At 49.2% G+C, this 21510-nt stretch carries 13 protein-coding genes; 5 read left to right on the top strand and 8 right to left on the bottom strand.

The features are described from left to right. Positions 1 to 195: 195 nt before the first annotated feature. Positions 196 to 2097 carry an acetate--CoA ligase gene (acs, locus tag Cabys_RS01400; RefSeq protein ID WP_006928275.1) on the bottom strand — a complete coding sequence of 634 codons (1902 nt, stop codon included), beginning with the start codon at positions 2095 to 2097 and terminating at the stop codon, positions 196 to 198. Positions 2098 to 2485: 388 nt separating this feature from the next. Here acs and Cabys_RS01395 point away from each other — a divergent pair, with 388 nt between their 5' ends. From Cabys_RS01395 to Cabys_RS01375, 5 genes are all read left to right on the top strand, one after another. After that, positions 2486 to 3598 carry an HlyD family secretion protein gene (locus tag Cabys_RS01395; protein ID WP_169313637.1) on the top strand — a complete coding sequence of 371 codons (1113 nt, stop codon included), beginning with the start codon at positions 2486 to 2488 and terminating at the stop codon, positions 3596 to 3598. Beyond that, the gene (locus Cabys_RS01390; protein ID WP_006928272.1) at positions 3591 to 4874 is read left to right on the top strand and encodes an efflux RND transporter periplasmic adaptor subunit; all 1284 of its coding nucleotides are present in this window, start codon (positions 3591 to 3593) and stop codon (positions 4872 to 4874) included. Before Cabys_RS01395 ends, Cabys_RS01390 begins: the two co-directional genes overlap by 8 nt. Positions 4875 to 4884: 10 nt before the next feature. Further along, positions 4885 to 6156 (top strand): ABC transporter permease, encoded by a 1272-nt coding sequence (locus Cabys_RS01385; RefSeq protein ID WP_006928271.1) that lies wholly within the window; start codon positions 4885 to 4887, stop codon positions 6154 to 6156. A 155-nt stretch (positions 6157 to 6311) separates the two neighbouring features. After that, positions 6312 to 8096: an ABC transporter ATP-binding protein gene (locus tag Cabys_RS01380; RefSeq protein ID WP_006928270.1), complete on the top strand. Its 1785-nt coding sequence runs from the start codon at positions 6312 to 6314 to the stop codon at positions 8094 to 8096. A 220-nt stretch (positions 8097 to 8316) separates the two neighbouring features. Next, positions 8317 to 9303, top strand: a complete 987-nt coding sequence (locus Cabys_RS01375; RefSeq protein WP_006928269.1) for a hypothetical protein — start codon at positions 8317 to 8319, stop codon at positions 9301 to 9303. Positions 9304 to 9647: 344 nt separating this feature from the next. Here the strand turns inward: Cabys_RS01375 and Cabys_RS01370 are convergent, their stop codons facing one another. The 7 genes from Cabys_RS01370 to Cabys_RS01340 form a co-directional block, all read right to left on the bottom strand. Continuing rightward, positions 9648 to 10601 (bottom strand): electron transfer flavoprotein subunit alpha/FixB family protein, encoded by a 954-nt coding sequence (locus Cabys_RS01370; protein WP_006928268.1) that lies wholly within the window; start codon positions 10599 to 10601, stop codon positions 9648 to 9650. A 30-nt stretch (positions 10602 to 10631) separates the two neighbouring features. Next, positions 10632 to 11381 (bottom strand): electron transfer flavoprotein subunit beta/FixA family protein, encoded by a 750-nt coding sequence (locus Cabys_RS01365; RefSeq protein WP_006928267.1) that lies wholly within the window; start codon positions 11379 to 11381, stop codon positions 10632 to 10634. An 83-nt stretch (positions 11382 to 11464) separates the two neighbouring features. Continuing rightward, a complete protein-coding gene (locus tag Cabys_RS01360) occupies positions 11465 to 13474 on the bottom strand; it encodes an enoyl-CoA hydratase-related protein (RefSeq protein WP_006928266.1) in 2010 nt (669 codons plus the stop codon). A gap of 51 nt (positions 13475 to 13525) precedes the next feature. Next, positions 13526 to 14815: a thiolase family protein gene (locus Cabys_RS01355; RefSeq protein WP_006928265.1), complete on the bottom strand. Its 1290-nt coding sequence runs from the start codon at positions 14813 to 14815 to the stop codon at positions 13526 to 13528. A gap of 340 nt (positions 14816 to 15155) precedes the next feature. Continuing rightward, entirely contained in the window at positions 15156 to 16472 is a 1317-nt protein-coding gene (locus Cabys_RS01350; RefSeq protein ID WP_006928263.1) for a DNA-processing protein DprA, read from the bottom strand. A 36-nt stretch (positions 16473 to 16508) separates the two neighbouring features. Continuing rightward, positions 16509 to 18605, bottom strand: coding sequence for a RecQ family ATP-dependent DNA helicase (locus tag Cabys_RS01345; RefSeq protein WP_006928262.1), 2097 nt, complete (start codon positions 18603 to 18605; stop codon positions 16509 to 16511). Positions 18606 to 18782: 177 nt separating this feature from the next. Further along, complete coding sequence (locus Cabys_RS01340) at positions 18783 to 21509, bottom strand: Ig-like domain-containing protein (RefSeq protein WP_006928261.1); 2727 nt, start codon at positions 21507 to 21509, stop codon at positions 18783 to 18785. Between the last annotated feature and the right edge of the window lies 1 nt (position 21510).

Below are 21510 nucleotides of genomic sequence, written 5' to 3'. Positions count from 1 at the left end.
AGCTTCAGTCTCGAGAAATCGGGACGGAGTGAAGAATCCCCTGATTGAATAAAAGGGATTCTTCGCCCCGCTAAATCGGGACTCAGAACGAGACCTACCTCGTCAAACCGGGCATTTTTTTTCACAAAAGAAAATCTCGCTCCGCAGCCAAAATGCGGAACGAGATGGAATCAAATCTGAATTACTTCTTTGTTCTCAATCTTCCAGAGTGCTCAAATCGCCCACATCTTTTCCAAGAGCTTTGGCCTTTAGAACGCGGCGCATGATTTTGCCGCTGCGCGTTTTGGGTAGGCTCTCCACAAACTGGATGTCTTCCGGCCGGGCGATGGGGCCCACTTCGCTGGCCACATGATCTTTTAATTCCTGTTCCAGCCGGGGCGATGGGGTGAATCCCTGTTTCAGAATTACGTAGGCGTGAATGGCATTACCTTTGAGCTCATGAGGCAATCCAATGGCCGCTGCCTCGGCAACCGCCGGATGGCTGACCAGCGCGCTCTCAATTTCCGCTGTTCCCAGTCGATAACCGCTAACCTTAATCACATCGTCGATGCGACCGATAATCCACACGTAACCGTCCTTATCGATGCGCGCCGAATCGCCGGTTTTGTACCAACCCTGCTTCTCGTAATCTTTCCAGTAAGTTTGAACATACCGATCGGGATCGCCGTAAATGGTTCGGGCCATGCCGGGCCAGGGATTTTTGATCACCAGTTTGCCCTCTTCGCCCACAAGAACTTCGTTCCCCTCGTCATCGACAACCGCCACTTCATTGCCAAAAAACGGCTTGGTGGCCGAACCCGGTTTTAAAGGCGTAATGGGCAGAGGCGTAATCATGAATCCGCCGGTCTCGGTTTGCCACCAGGTGTCCATAATCGGGCAGCGCTTCTGGCCGATTACCTCGTAATACCAGCGCCATGCTTCGGGATTGATGGGCTCGCCTACGCTGCCTAACAAGCGCAGAGAACTTAAATCGTAACGCTTGGGCCAGTCGTCGCCAAAGCGCATCAGACCGCGAATGGCCGTGGGCGAGGTGTACAATATGGTAATACCGTATTTTTCAATCATCTTCCACCAGCGGTTTGGGTACGGATAGTTGGGGGCCCCCTCGTACATCATTACCGTTGCGCCGTTAATTAAAGGACCGTAAACAATATAACTGTGGCCGGTAATCCAGCCCGGATCGGCTGCGCACCACCAGCGATCTTCTTCTTTTATATCAAAAACATAACGATGCGTGGTGGAGGTGTAAACAGCATAGCCGCCATGGGTGTGCACCTGCCCTTTGGGTTTGCCTGTTGTGCCCGATGTGTAAAGGATGAACAGCGGGTCTTCGGCATCCATAACTTCTGTTTTACATTCCTGGCCGTCGGGGCAGGCAATGGGCAGTTGTTGCAGATCGTGGTACCAGAAGTCGCGCCCGCTTTCCATGTACACCTCATGGCCGGTACGCCGCACCACAATACAACTTTCCACCGTTGGCGAACGTTTAATCGCTTCGTCCACGGTCTTTTTCAAATCGGTGATTTTTCCGCGCCGGAATCCGCCGTCTGCGGTCACAACCACGCGGCTGCGGGCGTCGGCAATGCGCTCGGCCAGCGCTTCCACGCTAAAGCCGCCGTAAACCACGCTATGAACCGCGCCTATCTTTGCGCAGGCCAGCATGGCAAAAGCCAGCTCCGGAATTTGCGGCATGTAAATGGTAACCGTGTCGCCTTTGCGCACACCCATGCTGTGCAAAATGCGAGCAAAGGATGACACCTCCCGGTTCAGAGCGTGGTAAGAGAAGGTACGCAAATCTCCCGGCTCGCCTTCCCAGATCAACGCCAGTTTATTGCGCCGCCAGGTTTTTAAATGGCGGTCAATGGCGTTGTGCACAATGTTGAACTTTCCGCCCACAAACCATTTGTAAAAAGGTTTTTGACTGTCATCCAGCACTTTGTCCCATTTTTTGAACCATTCCAGCTTTTCCGCTTCCTCCGCCCAAAAACCTTCACGATCTTTAATGGATCGTTCGTAAAGAGAATCGTAATCCTTTACATTGGCCCGGGCCACTACTTCTTTGGATGGATAGTACACTTCGCCTTCCAGTTTACTCATCTTGGTGCCTCCTCCTTTTTAGTTGATTTAATGTTCATGACAAATTTTTGAATCTTAACAGCTGATTTTTTCGTAAAAATTTATTACATTAACCTTAAAGCAATACATTTGAGCGTGTGGTTAGTAACTTTAACGTGAGATATCAAAAAAACATTGGCGCTTTGCACAAAATCTTTTGGGCGGCTAAATGGCATGTTTCCTCCCATTGGATTAATCTGGCATTGTTAACCGTTTAGAATGTTTATAACAAATTTTGTAATTTTTAAATTTCAAAATCATGGCGAACCGGTTCATGCGTTACTTCCGAAAATATTATAAAACAATGCTATTATTAATGCAAGTTGGTATTTTTTTCACTTGCAACCCGCTTAAAAATGATAGTAGCTTTTTGCAAGTAAATACGGTCGTGTCCGATTCTCTGCCCATGCTTCACGAAACGGGTCAGCTGGAATCGATCGAAACATTTAACATCAATGTTCCCATGCGCTGGAATATGGAGTACAGAATTGTCAGGTTGGCGCCCGAAGGAAGTTTTGTTCAGCCCGGAGATACCGTAGTCCATTTTGATATGCAGCCCTTACAGGATCGTTTATCCCAGGCCAAAAAGGAATTGCAAAAAGTTCGGCAGGAATTGAAGCAGGTTCTGGAACAGAATGCGCTGGCGCTGGAAACGCAATACAAAACGATTGAACGGTTAAAAATGCAGTACCAGATTGACAGCACACGCCTGGCCAACGCCCGTTACGAATCGAAAACGACTCGCGAACAGTTTGCGTTGGAGCTGGAAAAGACGCGTTTGCAATTGCAAAGGGCCTTTCAAAATCTCGAAGCGCAAAAAATTATTAACGCCGCCAAAGAACGGTTGAAGCGAATTAAAATAGAACAGGCGCGCATTAAACTCGATCGCATTCTATTAATGAAAGATGAAATGAAGTTGATCTCCGATCATGCCGGGATTGTCATTTATCCCTATTACCGATCTTCCGGCAGAAAAGTAAAAATTAAAGAGGGCGAGGTTTTGTTCCCTGGCAGCACGGTGATTCAGGTGGCTAATTTGAAACGCATGAAGGCCGTGGTAACCATCAATGAAGTGGACCGCTCGTTTATCAAAGAAGGGCAAAAAGTAAAAATAACGGTCGTGGCCTATCCGGATACGGTATTCAGCGGCGAAGTCGTTAACATCGCCCGGGTTGCCACCGAAGAACGAAAGGGAAGCACTGTTAAAGTTTACCCCGTCGATGTTTATCTGGATTCCGGCGCCAACTACCGGTTAAAGCCAGGTCTCTCTGTGCGGGCGGGGATTATTCTGGATACACTTAAAAATACGTTTCGCGTTCCAAACTGGTGTCTGTTTCAAAAGACCAATCAAACATGGATTGAACCGCTCGGCCAGAAGAAAATTCCGGTGGAACTGATTTTTCGCATGGACGGTTTTTCGTATGTGCGCGGCGCGTTGCGTGACGGCATGGTTTTAAAATCGAACAGGATGATCTATGAGTAAGTCATGGTTTAAATCCAGAAGGTTCCGGATTACACTGACGGCGATTGTTGTTTTACTGATCGTCTTTCTGTTTTTGCCGGAAAAAGATCAGGCTCTGCTGTTCACGGTTAAGCGTGGGGATTTACTAATCCGCATTCCCGTCGATGGCGAGTTGCAGGCCGTAGAATCTTTTATCGTCAAAGCGCCTTCCAATGTGTGGGGCAACATCCGGATTGTGAAACTGGCGCCCGAAGGCTCCATTGTAAAAAAAGGCGATTTTCTCATTCAATTCGATACTTCCGAACAAATGCAACGTCTGCAGGAGGCGCAAAATAAACTGGAAACGGCGCTGGCCAATCTGGCCAGCACCAAAGCCGATATCCAGAATGAAATGGCCGAACTGGAAAACGACATTAAAATGGAAACCTACTCTCTGGAACAGGCGCGTCTGCAAGCTAAAAACGCCATCTACGAAGCAGAAAATAAACGCCGCGAAATCGAGCTCAATCTGAAAAAGGCTGAATTAAGATACGCCCAGCTTCTCAGAAAAAAAGAATCGCTACAAAAAATCCACCAAGCGCGTTTACGCCAGGCCGAATTAGAAGTGGAACAGGCTCGACTGGAAGTAAAACAACGCCAGGAAGATTTGAAGCGTTTAACCATTTACTCGCCGGCCGACGGGCTGGTGGTTTATAAAAAGGTCTGGGAAAGCGGCGGCATGACTAAACTAAAGGTCGGCTACACGCCATGGCGGTCGCAGGCTTTAATCGAAATTCCAAGTCATAGCAAGATGAAGGTCATGGCTTCTATTAACGAAAATGAAATTTCACGCGTGAAAAAAGGACAGCAAGTGGAAGTGCGGCTGGATGCCATCAAAGATACGCTGTTTAGCGGCACGGTAACCGACATTGCCACCCTGGCCCGCCAGGATGATGAGAAAGAAAAAAACGTGTTTGATATCGAGATTTTAATAAACGAAGCGGATCCCCGTTTAAAGCCGGGTATGACCGCCCATTGTAATATTCTGGTGCAAAAAATTGAAAATGTTTTACAGGTGCCCATCGAGGCGGTTCAGATTAAAGAAGGCAAATCGTTTGTGCTTGATGAAGACGGCGATCCCATCGCCATTAAAACCGGCCAAAGCAACGATGATTTTGTGGTGGTTACCGAAGGTTTAAAAGAGGGCGATCGCATCCAATTGCGTGCGTCCGCATCCGATACGCCCGCACAGAATAAAGTGAAGCCCAAAAAGAAAAAACCAAAAAGCGTTTCAAGGCGCGTCATTATTTTAAGATAAAGGGAAAAACGTGCGCTGGAAAAATTGGCTGGAAAATAACATTCTTGAAAACAAAGTTCTTCTTCGTTTCTTCCGCATCGATGAAGAACTGCTGCGCATTGGCCTTCAGGGCATTGTGGAACATAAATTACGCTCCTTTTTAACCATGCTGGGCATTATATTCGGCGTTGCGGCGGTTATTGCCATGCTGGCTATTGGAGAAGGCGCCCGCCGCCAGACGCTTTCGCAAATCCGGGCCCTGGGATTGAACAACATTATCATCCAGAGCAGCGACGGCGAAGGCAAACCCGGCGAGAAAGGCAACATCTTGTTCAGCGATGCAGAAGCCTTACAACAAATTCTTTCTACCATCGACGCGCTGGCGCCCGTTATCCGTTACGAAACAGAGGCCTTTTACAAAACGCGCAGTAAAGCCGTAAAGCTTACGGGCACCAACGCCCGCTTTTTTAAGTTGATGAACCTGAAAGTAGAACAGGGCGGCCTTTTTAATGAATGGGATGATGAACATTTTCAGAAAGTTTGCGTGCTGGGAGCGGAAGTTGCCCGCGATCTGTTTTTAGCGGAAAATCCACTGGGCAAACTGGTAAAACTGGGCAGACTGTGGTTCAGAGTCATTGGCGTTCTGGCGCACCAGCCAGTGAGCACGGTGGGCGCCAGCGAAGTGAATTTTAACAGGCAGATCTTTGCCCCCCTGCAAACGCTGTACGTGCGTTTTGACCGCCCCGCCAGAGACAGCCAGCTTCAGCAACTGGTGCTCCATGTGCCGGATGAAAACAAAATTGTAGCCACCGCCCGCATTACGGAATCGGTTTTAACGCGCCGCCATCAAAACCAGAAAGATTTTAAGATGATTGTGCCCGAACAACTGCTGAGACAAAGCGCGGAAACCCAACGGCTGTTTAACATTGTAATGGGCACCATTGCCGGAATTTCACTTTTGGTCGGGGGCATCGGCATCATGAACATCATGCTGGCCTCGGTACTGGAACGAACGCGGGAAATTGGCATTCGCCGCTCGTTAGGCGCCACACGCAAAGATATCTTAAGCCAGTTTTTGCTGGAAGCCGTTCTGCTCAGTTTAATCGGCGGACTGGCAGGAATTTTTACCGGTTATGTACTCAGCTACGGAATTACCTTACTTTCGGATTGGGAGACCTACGTAAGCTGGTGGTCGGTGGCGCTGGCTGTTGGCGTGAGCGCGGGCGTGGGCATTGCTTTTGGCTTTTTCCCGGCGCGCAAAGCCGCAGAGCTCAACCCCATCGAAGCCCTGCGTTACGAATAATTTAGCGGAATAAACCGGCCTGCCGGGCATGTTGTAATGAGGTTGAAAAAGAGAGAAGTGTTCTGATGAGCCGCGCTTCAGATACCGTAAGCTGGATTAAATCTTTTTACTTTCTTCTGTAGCGCGATATTGATTAAAAAGAAATCAGGAAGGCAATGATTCAGAGCGACGAAATAAAAGGGAAGATTTACGACCGGAAATTATTTGGCCGTTTGCTAAAATACGGCCTGCCTTACAAGCAGTTGATCCTGGCCGGTATATTGTTAATTATTGTAGCCTCCTTGCTGCGTATTGTGGGGCCCTATCTCACCAAGCTGGCCATTGACGATTACATCGCCAGCGGCAATTTTAGTAAACTGAAGATACTGGCCGCGCTTTATGTAGGTGTTTTGGCCGTTAACTTTATGGTAAGCTACGCTCAGGCCTACATTACGCAATTACTGGGTCAAAAGGTGATGTACGATCTACGGTCTGATATTTTCGGTCACCTGCAAAAACTTTCTTTCCGCTTTTTTGACCGCAACCCGGTGGGACGGTTAATGACGCGCGTTACATCGGATGTTCAGGCCTTAAATGACATGTTTACCCAGGGCGTGATCAGCATTTTCGGCGATCTATTTTTGCTGACCGGCATTGTAATCATCATGATGTACATGAACTGGCGATTGGCTTTGCTAACTTTTACGGTGATTCCTGTGCTGTTTGTAATCACCATGATTTTTAAACGCAAGGTGCGCGTCGTCTTCCGAAATGTGCGAAAATGGCTGGCGCAGATCAACACCTACGTTCAGGAAAACATTACCGGCATGAGCGTAGTTCAGGTCTTTAATCGCGAAGAAAAGAACTTTGAGGCTTTTAAACAGATCAACTGGAAACACACAGAAGCCTATCTCAAAATGATTTTTTACTACGCGATTTTTTATCCGGCCATCGAATTGGTCAGCGCCATTGCGCTGGGCATTGTATTATGGCAGGGCGGCATTTTAAAAAGCGAGGGTTTAACCACCTATGGAGCGCTGGTCGCCTTCATTCAGTACGCGCAGATGTTTTTTATGCCCATCAGTGATCTTTCCGAAAAGTACAATATCTTGCAATCGGCCATGGCCTCAGCCGAGCGTATTTTTAATTTGCTGGACACGCGCCCGGACATCGCCAGCCCCGCCCATGGAAAGTGGGCCGATCCCGTTCGGGGAAAAATTGCCTTCAAAAACGTGTGGTTCGCCTATAACGAGCCGGATTACGTTTTAAAAGATGTCAGCTTTCAGATCATGCCCGGCGAAAAGATCGCCATTGTGGGTCACACCGGCGCCGGAAAAACCAGCCTGATTAATCTGCTGGCCAGACACTACGATATTCAGAAAGGCGAAATATGGATTGATGATATTGAGGTACGGCAGTGGGACTTGCAGCGCCTGCGTAAGAGCATGGCCGTGGTGTTACAGGATGTGTTTTTGTTCTCCGGCAGCATCCTGGAAAATGTGAGGCTGCACGACCAGACCATTTCCGAAAATCAGGTGGTGGAGGCCTGCAAACAGGTCAACGCCCATTCTTTTATCGAAAAATTGCCCAACGGCTACCATACCGTTCTGAACGAACGGGGAACCATCCTCTCCATGGGAGAACGGCAGCTACTCTCCTTTGCGCGCGCGCTGGTGGTCAATCCGCCCATTTTAATTCTGGACGAAGCCACTTCTAATATCGACACCGAAACCGAGATTTTGATTCAGCAAGCGGTACAGCGCCTGATGGAAAAACGAACGGCCTTAATTATTGCCCATCGGCTTTCAACCATTCAACACGTGGATCGCATCCTGGTTTTTCATAAAGGCCGCCTGCGTGAAGAAGGCACACATCAGCAGCTACTGAGCCAGCGCGGTATTTACTACCATTTGTACCAGCTTCAGTACAAAGACCAGGCGCTGGCCATCAACAAAAGCTAATCCATCCTTTCATTAAAGAATTGCTTTTTATCTTCGATTACTTATTTTTAGCGGAAACGCGCTCATCGTAAACGAAGCGACGCTCTGGCCGGGTTAAGGGGCCAGAGTGGTCGCCTATGTAAGGCGCCTTGTGGTAGTCGCACGGCGCCCAACGTCAAACCACAAAGTAATCAAAAACGGTGTAAAATTGAATCATGCTTTGCTAAACGGAGACAGTCAGATGAAATACATTCTTGGATTCCGGCAATATTTACATTCCCCAAAGTCTTACGAAGATTTGAAACAGATCATTCACGGCCAGAAAAAATATTTTTCCCCCGAGGAAGGCTTTTTAACCATTGTCGCGGTTTGCGGCGACAATCCCCGCGACTTTCTGGAAGACGAAGGGTTGCGCTCTTCCGTGGCTTTTTATGACTACGCGCCATGGGAAGAAAGCGCCAAAAGAGTGGCCGGCGTATTTGCCAGAAGCATCCACAAACCGCAGCGTGTACAGATCATTCATTACAATGAACGGCCGTTAGGTCTGACCTATCCTCTGGAATTGTTGGTGCAAATCGCCAATGCCCTGAACGCCGAACATCTGGCCGTCAGCGATTCCGATTTTCAATTGAGCTATTCTGAAATTCGCCGCGTGTACGACCACCACATTGCCAATGCAGACCCTGACGAAATCGTTATCACCTATCCCCGCCGTCAGCCGCGCAGTCTGGACACGGAAAAATATCCCATCAACCGCTGGGCCATGGAAGACCTGGAAAACATGTACATCTACTTTCTGTCGGATCTAAAAGTGCTGAACAGCAAACCAGATTTTCAATCCGGTTTGAGCATTACCACGCGCGCCGCTAATAAAATTTTAAACTTTGACAATGTGGGAAGCTGGATCGGCAACCTGCACATGGCCATTCAAGTCATTCGTAACAAAGGACGGCTGGATAAAGATTTTGTGGTCAAAACCAACGTTCAGCACGAATCGACCATCAACTTTGACGTACAGTGCGCAAAAATCGATCAATTGTACCGCTACTACATGATTCCGCTTTCCAATATTGTGGAGCTGGCCCTGGAGCATCCCGATAAGTATTTGATGGAAGACTGGACCGCGGGCATGAGTAAAGAAGAGATTGCCGAAACCATTAAAAAAATTGAAGCCCTGAACCGACGCTATCTGGAAGAGAAAATTAAGAAACACCTGCAAAAAAAGTGACTTTTTTTTCGCAACATACTGACCCATTGGAGTGAAAAAGTAGAAACGGAATCGTTGGGCCGTTTGCTTTGTCGCTGCGCACCCGACCGCGTTTTCATGGCGAAATCATTCCCCAGACCAGTAGAGTCCCGGCATTCGTATGTTTCCACCTTTCCATTTCAATTAGTCATAAGCGCGGGCTGGCAGCGGCAGAGATCGGGCTGATTTCAATGTTCAACTTTTGCCGTTGGATATCCTGAACGTCAACAAGCATGGTTATTTTTACAACCCGCTCTACCTTTTTATAAAATGGCCGGACAGGGCGTCCGGCCATCTCTAAAAAAAAGAAAATTCTTCTTCAGAAACTAATTTTTCATTTTTTTTAACTCTTCGATCATGCGCGGCAGTACTTCAAAGAGGTCGGCGACGATGCCATAATCCGCAATCTTAAAGATCGGCGCTTCAGGGTCTTTATTGATGGCCACAATGTATTTGGAAGAGGACATACCGGCCAGGTGCTGGATGGCGCCGCTAATGCCCACCGCAATATAAAGGGTAGGCGAAACAGTTTTCCCGGTTTGGCCGACCTGCTCGTCATGGGGACGCCAGCCGGCATCCACCGCCGCACGCGAAGCGCCGGTGGCCGCGCCCAGCAAGGAGGCCAATTCTTCAATTAAATGCCAGTTTTCCGGGCCCTTCATGCCCCGACCGCCGGAGACAATAATATCCGCTTCAGTAACATCGAGCTTTTCTTTTGCCCCGCTTACGATTTCTTTAACGATGGCTTTAAAATCCGGCGCTTCAACCGAAATCTCTTCGCTGCCGGCATCCACTGCCTGCTCGGAGGCCTGATACACGTTAGGACGCACCGTAACGATTTGCAAATCGCCGTTCAATTGAATATTGGCCCGCACCTTACCGGCGTACATGGGGCGCACTAATTTCAACTGCCCGTTTTCCAATTCCACTTTAATACAATCGGTGGCCATGGGCGCATTTAAAAGAGCGGAAACGCGCGGCGCAAGGTCTTTGCCTGTTGCCGTGGCGCCCATCAACAGTACGTCGGGCGTGCGATCCTTAATAATGCGCATCAAAACTTTAGCGTAGCCGTCCGGGCTGTAGGTATTCAGCTTTTCATTTTTAACAAACAGAACCTTTGAGGCGCCGTATTTTGCAGCCTGTTCTTTAAAGTTGTCGTTGACCTGACCGATGAACACCACTTCAAACTCGGCGCCTAATTGACGCGCCAGTGTAATGTTTTCAAAAGTAATTTTACGAATTTGTCCATCGCGATGCTCGCCATATATCAACATTTTCATTTTATCTCTCCTGCCTTTTCATTTGAACCCTTAAAGCACCTTGGCTTCTTCACGAAGCAAACGCAGTAACTCCGGCACAGCGTCCGCGCTGTCGCCCACAATTTTACCCGCTTCTTTAGGCGGCGGGTAGTCGTAAGATTCCACCTGCAGCTGCTCCGCTTCCAGCGCTACGGATCGTTCTTCGATCTGAATCTTTTTAGCGCGCATAATGCCTTTCAGGGAAGGATAACGCGGCTCGTTAAGCCCGCGCTGAGCGCCGATAATGGCCGGCAAATTGAATTCCAGAACTTCATGGCCGCCGTCGACCTCGCGCTCGGCCACGACTCTGTCGCCGTCGATCTCCAGTTTAATAACCACCGTGGCGGCCGGCATATCCAGCAGGGAACCCAACAACGAGGGCATCTGGTTGTGGTCGTCGTCAATTGCCTGCTTGCCTAAAAATATCAGGTCGTAATTGCCGACGCGTAAAACTTCGGCCAGAGCCTTTGCCGTGACCAGCGGATCGTCCGGATGGCGATCGGTTTTGAGATGGATGGCCTTATCCGCGCCCATGGCCAGCGCCGTGCGCATGGCGCTGGTTACACGATCTGGCCCTAAAGAAATGACGGTGACTTCCCCCCCGTTGCTTTCCTTCAATTTTACGGCTTCTTCTACCGCAAACTCATCGTACGGATTCAGAATGAAATTAATATCGCTTTCATCTACCCGACGCCGGTCCTCCGTTAATTTAATCCGGGCTTCGGTATCTGGCGTTTGTTTAATACAAACCGCAATATTCACAGCAACCTCCTAAATTTTACCAACTTTTTTACAGGGCTAATTTACAAAAAAAATAATTACAATGTGTTCAAAATGTCAATCTTTTATGGATAAAATAATTGACGCTCCCTGCTCATCTGTTTCAGCAATGCGCTCGTCTCGAAGCGTTCACCTAATCTTTGACTTAACTGTTTTAATTGATTTATTACCGCATTTATTCCAATATGGTCGCCATATTTCAAAATACCGCCCGCAAAAGGTGGAAAACCCAGGGCTCCGACCATCAAAAAGTCCACATCTCTGGCCCTCTGCGCCAGACCTTTTTCAAGTAAAAAGGCCGCACGGTTGATCAATAGCAAATGAACTCTGTTCTGAATGTTTTGCGCATCCGCTTCCGTGGCCTTTACCGCTCCACGCCTGAAGCGAGTATTGCCGCTCCACTCTAAAACAGCTTTTACATCCAGGCGCAAGGTATCGTCTTTCTGCGGGTCTACCTGTTGCAGCCACAAACGGAGATTTTTTAGCCCCATTTTACGCGCCATTTCAAAGGGGCCCTGGGTCCAGCCAAAACGGGTTAAAGCCTCATCGATTTGCTTTTCGGCGTATTCCTCGTTGAACATGCGCGCCGCTTCTCCAACCAACGTTAAAAACAGTCGCGTTGCCAGACCAATAGAATAATCGCGCGTCATAACCGGCAGCCTGTTTATGCGCAAAAGCAAGTCCAGAAGGGGTCTGAAGCTTTCCTGCGCTTCATTATCAGAAAGAATAACTTCCGCCGCAAAGGGATTTTTTTGCCAGGTACAAAAATTCAAGGCCGCTGCGCAGTTTGAGGATTTACTGATGAATGGAGGGGCAACCGGAATCGGCCGCACGGTTTCCGGCGCCTTTTGTTGAATTTGCCGCCACAGGGATTCATTACACGGGCCGGTAAAGAGCAAGTCGCTCTGTTCAATGGCAGGCAACGTGTCTAAAAAAGAAATGTCCTGCAAAAGGCGATCAAATTCAACCGCGGTTATTTTCTTTTTTTGCCGCTGCCGTTTTAACTGACGGAGAAAACTTTGCCGGACGGCCGACAACCTCTCTTTGTCAAAATCGATCACAGCCACTTTCATTCCCTTGCGCAGCAGTACAGGGAACAATGCAGAAAATGTTGAATCCACATTGAAAAAGAAGATACGTTGCGTCTGACCAGCTTGGTAGCCGGAAAGCATATTGCGAGCCTCTTTTTTGAGCTCTTCCGACCAGATGAACAAACGCACCAGATTTTTAGACTGCGGCGTAATGATCAGTTCGGCCAGCGCACGGGCTTCTACTTCCAGTCCCTGTTCAATGGGCATATTCCATGTTTTTTCGATGACTTCAATCGCCTTTAATGGCGCCGGGTAAAAACCTTGCGTTTGCTTTAAAACGCGCTTACGAGCCTGAGAGAAGATCAAGCGGCGAATGAAGCCAATTCGCTCCACACGGAATATTTTTCTCTTTTTAATTTTCGAGCCCTTTTGGATCGCCTCTCTGGCAAAGCTCAACGCCTGTTCTTCTACCGCCTTATGAGGATCAAGAAGGCGCTCCACCAATCCGATGGCGCGCGCTTTTTTTGCAGAAACGGCCTTTCCGGTCAAAATGACGCTTAATGCGGCGGAAAGTCCCGTTACTGCAGGCAGGCGCTGCGTGCCGCCCCATCCCGGTAAAATGCCCAGACGAACTTCTGGCAACCCGATGCGCGTTTTAGGGTGATCAGTAGCCAGGCGATAATCGCAGGCCAGGCTCATCTCTGTGCCGCCGCCCATGCAGGCGCCGTGAATGACGGCAATGGTCGCAAACGGCAATTTGCTTAAACGATGAAACACCAATTGCCCCCTGCGCGCCGCCTGCCAGCCCATCTCCAGGGTGTCGATTTTTTGAAAGGCGTTAACATCGGCTCCGGCAATGTAAATGCCTTCTTTTTTGCTTAGAATTAAGAGCGCCGCCGGTTGGGCTTTTTCCAGCCTGTCCAGAATCTCATCTAATTCATCAAACACGCGCTCATTGAACAGGTTGACTTTTTCGTCTGGCAGATCAAAATAGAGCAGGGCGATATTTTGATCGTCGATGTGTAATTGGAACGCAGATTGCATAAAAACTCCTCTTTTTTCAGTCGCTCTAAACGGCGCGCTGTGTTCTGCGCCCTACGCCTGAACATTTTCCAGCAAAAAGGCCGCTCCCTGACCGCCGCCCACGCACAAAGCGGCCAGACCAAGCTGTGCCTGGCGGCGTTTCATTTCCCTGGCCAGAGTGAGCAGCAATCGAGCGCCGGAAGCGCCCACCGGATGGCCCAGGGCAATGGCCCCGCCGTTCACGTTCAATTTTTGGAGATCGATCGCTCCCAGCGGGCGGTTTAAGCCCAGGTATTTTTCACACAGCGTTTTTGATTCGGCCAGTTGCAGATTGGCGATGACCTGGGCGGCAAAGGCTTCGTTTATTTCTATCAGGTCGATATCCTTAAGCGTAATTCCGCTTTTTTCAAAAAGGCGCCGCATGCTGTAAACCGGTCCCAGCCCCATCTTTTCCGGATTTAGCGCCGCAAAGGCAAAGGCTTTAACACGCGCCAACGGCCGGTAGCCGCAAGAGAGGGCGTAGGCTTCTTCCATCAACAAAAGCATGGCCGCCCCGTCGGTAATCTGGCTGGCGTTGCCCGCCGTGATGGTTCCCTCTCTGGAATCAAAAACCGGTTTCAAGCGGGACAGGGCCTCCATGGTCTGACCGAAACGAATGCCGTTGTCCGTTTTAACCGGTTGATTGCTTCCCGGCGCGCTGACCGGAACGATTTCCTGCTGAAAAATATTTTTTTTGACCGCCTGCTCGGCCTTCTGGTGACTTTGTAAGGCAAAGGCATCCTGCGCCTGACGATCAATGCTAAATTCTTTTGCCAGCGCTTCGGTTACCTGCCCCATGTTTTTCCCGCAAAAACCGTCCGTAAGCCCCAGCTGCAACCCGATGATCGGTTTAAAGTAGGAAGGCCGAATGCGCAAAAGTGTTTTTAATTTTTGCCCAGTACGGCGCGCTTTGAATAAATCGTTGAACCAATCCTGAGCCGGGCGATTGAACAAAAGTGGGATTTGCGACATACTTTCCACGCCGCCTGCCAGGTAAGTGCGGCCGTGTCCGACCTGCACACGATACCAGGCATCGGCCACGGCCTGCATGCCGCTGGCGCAATTGCGCTGCACGGAAAAGGCGGGCACTCGTTCGTCCAGCCCGGCAAACAGGGCAATGTTGCGCGCAATGTTGGCGGCTTCGGGCGGCTGGGCTACATTGCCGACGATCACCTCGTCAATTTCGTGCCCTTTCAAATGGTTTCGTTCAATCAAGGCCTGCAGGGCAAACGCTCCCAGGCGCTGGGCGGGCAGGTCTTTAAACAGCGTATTAAATTTGATGAATGGCGTTCGCACACCGTCAACAATTACCAGATGCTTCATGGTTTCCTCATCAGAAATTGATTTTTAGAAATGTAAGGAATTTTTCAGTAATTGTCATTTTTAGAAGGAGAGAAAAGTGACGCTTTTTAACTGGAAAACGATTGCGGTGTTTCGGTGGGGGGGGAAGGAGCGCTCTGACAGAGCGCTCCGTTTGTGCGGCGGGGTGCGCGGCCCGGGGCAACGCCCCGGGCCTCTATTTCCCCCCCCCCTGGCCCGGCTAACCGCGTTGGCTTCAACACGGCAAACACCAAAGGCCCCGCTGCCCAGCAGCGGGGCCTTTACCCCATCACTCCATCGGATGCCTAACACAGGCGGGGCTTAAAAGCAGCGCCTGAACCGCTTAATCCAGCGGCAATGATTTTTGTTTGTCTTTATTCCAGTAATAACGCGCCGGTTTGTTTAACTTTTTAATAACTCCGTCGGCAAGCGCCTTTTTTATCCAGACGTTAGCCTGCGATTTTTGAAGCTCCAGTTCATTCGCTATCTCTTCAATCGAACGCGCTTTACCGCTGCACAGCTTTTTCAATTGAGTCAGAAAAAAATCGTACAGTGTAAGCGTTTTACCTGAATCTTCAGCATCTCCGATATTTTTTGCTATCGCCGATTTATTTTCCGCTGATTCTTTGATTTGTTTTTCTTTGTCTTTCGTTCCTTCGTAAATTTTTGTTGAGGATATTTCGCCCGTCTGGCGCTCCTTTTTTTGCGCGTTAAAGCTAAATAAATCCTGCTGGACTTCTTTATTTAAGAACCATTCACACTGGATTTCATCCACCTTTTCAGGGAGCCATCGGGCCCCTTTCTGAACCAGCAGGCGATTTCCCGCCTGCGGATCATCTATTCGTTTTACCCAGAGAGGCGCCCACTTTTTTTTAAGATTCTCCAGCGCTCCTGACCAGGTGCCGCCCTTTGTGCCGGAATGGACCGCCACCGCCGCATCTGAAAGACAATAGATGTATTTATTGCGTTGCATGGCGTTGCCCACATCAAAGCCTGCTTCCGGATTAAAAGGAGAAATTAAGGCGAGCGATTTTTGTCTTAAATACTCGCGGTATTTTTGACTTAAACTGGCCTGCAGCAAACCATTGGCCAGCACGCCCACCGCCGTGCCTTCTATTTCCAGAGCCCCTGCCATGGCCGCCTCGTCAACGCCTCTGGCCCCCCCAGAAATAACAGAAAAACCGCAGTTTGCCAGAAAAGCGCCCAGCTCCCGGCTATACCGCAGATCTGTGTCATTGACATTTCTGGAACCCACAACAGCCACGCCCCGCTGGTTAATCAAATTTCGATTTCCACAGCCAAAAAGAACCGGGGGCGCCAGAGGGCCCAGCTTTTCTTTTAATTTTAAAGGATAATCGGCATCGGCGCGCGTGATGATCCACAGACCGCTGCGTTCCCATTTTTCAACGGCCAGCGCCAGCGCAGAGCCCCGATCTAAAAGGGCTTCAATGCGTTCGACGGTTATTTTAGCGTCCCGCCAGTCTTTTAAAACCTCGGCGGGCAAAGCAAACAGTAAACGATCGGGCGTTAACCCCTGTTCTTTCAGCCAGGCTGCAAATCGTCCCCACTCGGTTGGGGTCAACGGCCGCACATCGTTTTCTTCATTCTTCTTTAAATGGGTGGTCAAAAGCAGGATAGCCTGCGTCAGGTTAGAAATCATCTTATCCACGCTCTTTAGTTATTATCCACTGCAAAATTAATCATTGGCGCTGGTGGAAGCTAACGCCAGCGGATAGACCAATCCGCTACCGGCTTGACGCAACAGAGCGGCGGCTACCGTCATCGTCCATCCGGAATCGATTATGTCGTCAACCAGTAACACCGGCGTATCCAAAACCTGGTCGTTAATCTCAAAAACACCGTCAAGATTCCGACATTGATAAAAACGGTTTTGCTGCAATTTTTGCGGCTCATTCTCCGCTACTTTTATAATACATTCCACAAAAGGGAGCTTCAGGCTTCTGGCCAGCCGTCTGGCAAAGTCGGGCACCAGTTCAGGATGCCTTTGAGAAGGGATACAGGCAACCCACTGCGGCTGTGGATCGGGTCTCCAGCGTTGTTCAATCATTTCTTTAACCGCTTCCACCAATTCATCATTAAAATAGCCATTATGTTTATTTTCTGCAACTATTCTTCCCCAGCCCGCGTCTCCCCAGCGCGAGAGAATTCGGCCTTCTTCAGCCCGCAATTCTTCCGGAAAATTCCCGCGGAATCCATATTGCACAAAAGCGCCCTTGGCCACCTGCCGCCGGGGCTTAAAAATAATTTCGGAATGTCGTAAAAAGCGTTTTGCCTTAATAATTAGCGGCTCGCTGGTTTTCATTTCCACCACAGGCTTTCCGACACAATTGGCGCAGCGGCCGCACTCTTCGGCGTACGGATCGTCCAGCGCCCTTGCCAGATGAACCATCAGACACCTATCGCTATCGATGTACTGCTGAATTTCCCGCCATTCCCGTTCGCGTTGCGCTGTTAAGCGGGCGATCATTTCATGATTCATCCTGTAGTCCACAGCCGTACGTTTCCACTTACTGCCGTCCTTAAATACCGGTGAGGGATTTTCAACGCTGAGCACTTTGAGCGCCTTTTCGATCTGCGAGCTACGCAAGTTAATTTGCGCCTCAAGCTGGCGAATGGACAATCCGTCGCTCTGTTCCAGGGCATTGAGAATGGCATGCACATGATGCGCCGGCGGAAAGGCCGTTTGCCGAAAATATTCATGGATTTCTTCATCTTCCCGCCCGGAAAGCAACACGCCATGGGCAAGGGGAATGGCGCGCCCGGCGCGTCCCACCTGTTGATAATAACTGATAACCGAAGCCGGCGCCTGATAATGAATGACAAAACTGACATCCGGTTTGTCGTATCCCATGCCAAGGGCGGAGGTTGCCACCAACGCTTTGATGCGGTTTGATAAAAATTGTTCTTCCAGAAATAAGCGGTACGAATGGCTGTCCTCAAAATTCTCATCTTCCACGCCGCTGTAATAAGCCGCAGCCTTTATTCCCTGCTGCTTCAACCAGTTGGCCACGCGTTCCGCATCCCGAATGGTCAGTACATAAACAATCCCCGTTCCGGGCAACTGCGGCAGCTGCTCGGCCAGCCAGGCCAGGCGTTCGGCCTGATCGGTTAATCTGCCGGTTTGCAGCGCCAGACTCTTGCGCATCAAGGGCCCCCGTATCACATCAATATCTCCCAGCTGGCGACGTACATCCTCAATCACACGGTCGTTGGCTGTGGCGGTCGTTCCCAGCAAGGGCAAATTGGGAGGCAGGTGACGCAGTACATTGACCAGCCGTTTATAATCAGGGCGGAAATCATGCCCCCAGTCAGAAATACAATGCGCTTCATCCACCACCAACAGGCCCACTCTTTCGGCTATGGGCAATAGCAACGTTTCCAAAAATGATTCGTTGGCCAGCCTTTCAGGTGAAATGAGAATGGCGTCGATTTGATCGTCAAGAACCTGCTCTGTAATTTCCTTCCATTCTTTCGTGTTGGTGGAATTAATGGTTTGCGCCCGAATGCCAATGCGCTCGGCCGCTTCAATTTGATTGCGCATCAGAGCCAATAGAGGAGAGATAATGATGGTGGGTCCGCCTCCCCGGTCACGCAAAATACGCGTACTGATAAAATAAACCAGGCTTTTTCCCCAGCCCGTTCGTTGAACAACTAACAGCTTACGACGCTGATTGACCAGCGCATCGATGGCTTCCCACTGACCTTCCCTGAAACGGGCAGCGGCGTTGCCAACGGCGATTTTTAAAAGCCGTTCGGCCGTGTTTTGATCCATAACCCTGGCCCTTTTTCGGCAAAACGTAGTTTCTTCTATCTCATCTTCGATATGAAATTTCGATGATTAACGCATTTTATTTAAAAGTAAGCTGTAATTTTGTTCACTGCAAAAGAAAAAAGCCCGAATCGCTTAACACAAACCATTCGGGCTTAGATGATTTTTATCTTCTACTTTCTACTTCAATACAATTAGTTTCTTCACGCGCACCTGATCTTTAAACTTCAGGCGATAGAGGTAAACACCGCTGGCCAGATTATCGGCGCGAATGGTTATTTTGTACGTGCCCGGCTGCTGCCTGGCTTTAACCACATCTGCTATTTTTTGCCCCAGCACATTGAACAGGGCCAGTTGCACTTCTCCGCTTTCCGGAATTTGATACACAATGGTCGTTAGCGGATTGAAGGGGTTGGGATAATTTTGATGTAACGCTAATTTAGCGGGCAATAAATTGGCTGGATTTTCATCTTCCAGCGCGGTGATAATCATATCGTACTGGGCGTCATCCAGATAGAGGGCGCCTTCGGTATATCCGCCGTTTAATTGTTTAACCACCACGCTGTGAAAATTGTAATCGCCGCTGCCGCCGATGGAATCCAATGGCACCATAAGCATCTTCCAGCCAGCCCAGTTAATGGTATCCTGCCAGACCACCATATTTTTATCACTTCCGCGATCAAAAAGCAACTGCAGCAGGTTTCGGCTAAAATCGCCATACACCCAGATGCCAAATAATGAATCGGCAGTGGAAGGAATCGTTCTCCCTTCTTCATTAAATAAACGACATACGCCGCCGGAGTCTGAGCTAAACTTGTATTCCAGCTTACCGCTGTAAATGCCATTTATCTTTTTGGTGCGCGTTATCTCAAATTGGGTCGCATCAGCATCCGTGCCCATCGTGCCTGGCACGTTGTCCGGATCGAGCCAGCCGAAATTGGTCTCAAAGTCGTCCAAAAGGTGGCCGTTGTAGTAGGTTTTAGGAACCGTTCTGAAACTGAATTGTAGAGTATCGGGCACGGGCAGGCCGTCCAGGTCTTTCATGCCCGGGAACAGGCGCAGATAATAAAGCATATTTTTTTCTAATTCCGACCTTGGTTCAAAAATCAGCACGCCCCTTCCATCTTTCTCAAACACATCCAGGCCGCGCATGGCCATGGGCGTTCCGCTGGAATCGGCAAGCTGAACGTTGCCAAAAACTGTGTACTTGTTAGGCACGCCGTTGAAAATGATGTAGATTTGCGGCAGAGTGCTTACATGTGTTTCCCCATCCTGTGGGAAGAATTTAAGGGGCAACAGTTCGTTGCGGTATCTGGTCATAAACGTAAATTGCAGGGCAGAATCGAGAGCCACGCCGTAAAAATTTTCGGCCTGCGCGTTCAACCTTACGGTGTACATCGTTTTGCGCTGCAAGGCGCTGTCGGGCACAAAGCTAAAGCCTGTTAAATCTTCTTCCCATTCAAAATGCCCTGCTACCGGCGGATCAATGGAAAATGCGGCTTCGGTTTTTTCCCTGCGCATGGGAAAATCGAATTGAATGTAAATCGAACTCTGAATGCGTACGCTGTCAATGGTCGGCCCAAAATTTACGATATTTGGTCTAACGTGCTCCGACGCCGTGACAAACGAGAAAGAATAGGCCTGCGCTAAAGGCAGTCCGTTTTTGTTTTTTGCGCTGGTATCAACAGTAACCGTATAGGTTGTACTGCGACGCAGGGTATCGTACAGGGCGTAAACCATCTTCAAGTCGTTGTTTTGCCACTCAAAGTAGCCATCAACCGACGGTTGGATTTTAAAAGCGCTTTCCGTGCTCTGGCGATCCATTGCCTGGCTAAATTGAATTTCAATCGTCGAATGCGTTAAAACCAAACTATCATTCGCCGTTAGATCGTATCGGTAAACTTCCGGCGCTTTATTGGTTACCTTTTCCAAAAAACCATTAGCATAAGAAGTACGATTGGCGTAAACGGTAACCTGCACCGTGTCTGGCGCGTACTCTCCGCCGTCCATAATAACCGAGTAAACGCCCGGCTCAACGTTTTCGAACATAAAAAAGCCGTTGTTGTGTTCATCGGTCACGTAAATACGGTCGCCTGGTATTAAACGGGCGCGCGCAAAATTCAAGGCCTTTTTTTTATCATTCGGCAAACCGGAATTGTAATTGTAGCTGTAAGAAACATTTTCTGTTTTAGAGCGGATAATTCCGGCCACCACGCCGTCCGGCAAACTTTGCAAACCAAAATATTGAATAAAAGAACGTAGAATGGCAATCGATTCATGTTTGCGGTAATCAATACTCATCAGGCGAAACGAATTGGGCAGATAGTCGTGGAAAGAACCTTCCGAAAGTGTGCCCGGCATCGTTAAATATCGCAGTACGCCCAGCCCACTGGTGCCCCATTGCGAATAAAAACTCCAATCGCCGCGGTTGTTTTCCCATGAATAGGGCCAGTAAGTCCACTGGCGATCAGCCTTGTTCATCTCATTGAACATAATACTGCCCATCCGTTTGGCGTCCGGAAAAACCGGGTCGTTATCGTAACCGCGAAAAAGGAGCAGCGGATAGTTAACCGTGGCATTGTGGGCATTGCTGTGGATGGAATGAAAATAATCCACATTGTGGGCATTGGCGTCTTCGTCAATTTGCGATAGAGGCAGGTCGTCTTCCTCTCGATTCTGCGTCCGACTGATGTAAACCGTTGCATGGTGTTTTTGTAACAATTCCATCAAGTAAAGACCCTTGGTCAAATTGCTCTCCGATTCCCAGAAACCGGTTTCAGGAATGTAGCGATCATTGGCCGGATCATTTCCGCCATGCCCCGGATTGATGTAAATTTTAATACCCGAAAAGTCCTGTGCAAAGAGAATTGTTGCCGTTAAAAGCATTAAGAAAAACTGTTTTATCATT

Origin of the sequence: Caldithrix abyssi DSM 13497 (assembly GCF_001886815.1) — a bacterium.
Taxonomy (GTDB): domain Bacteria; phylum Calditrichota; class Calditrichia; order Calditrichales; family Calditrichaceae; genus Caldithrix; species Caldithrix abyssi.
The sequence above is the reverse complement of the archived record's forward strand: the minus strand, read 5'-3'. Positions and strand labels throughout refer to the sequence as shown.

Coding starts and splice junctions, on each gene's coding strand:
- Cabys_RS01390 (WP_006928272.1), top strand. CDS start 3,591: ATGAGTAAGTCATGGTTTAAATCCAGAAGGTTCCGGATTACACTGACG.
- Cabys_RS01375 (WP_006928269.1), top strand. CDS start 8,317: ATGAAATACATTCTTGGATTCCGGCAATATTTACATTCCCCAAAGTCT.
- Cabys_RS01345 (WP_006928262.1), bottom strand. CDS start 18,605: ATGGATCAAAACACGGCCGAACGGCTTTTAAAAATCGCCGTTGGCAAC.
- Cabys_RS01355 (WP_006928265.1), bottom strand. CDS start 14,815: ATGAAGCATCTGGTAATTGTTGACGGTGTGCGAACGCCATTCATCAAA.
- Cabys_RS01380 (WP_006928270.1), top strand. CDS start 6,312: ATGATTCAGAGCGACGAAATAAAAGGGAAGATTTACGACCGGAAATTA.
- Cabys_RS01350 (WP_006928263.1), bottom strand. CDS start 16,472: ATGATTTCTAACCTGACGCAGGCTATCCTGCTTTTGACCACCCATTTA.
- Cabys_RS01340 (WP_006928261.1), bottom strand. CDS start 21,509: ATGATAAAACAGTTTTTCTTAATGCTTTTAACGGCAACAATTCTCTTT.
- Cabys_RS01360 (WP_006928266.1), bottom strand. CDS start 13,474: ATGCAATCTGCGTTCCAATTACACATCGACGATCAAAATATCGCCCTG.
- acs (WP_006928275.1), bottom strand. CDS start 2,097: ATGAGTAAACTGGAAGGCGAAGTGTACTATCCATCCAAAGAAGTAGTG.
- Cabys_RS01370 (WP_006928268.1), bottom strand. CDS start 10,601: ATGAAAATGTTGATATATGGCGAGCATCGCGATGGACAAATTCGTAAA.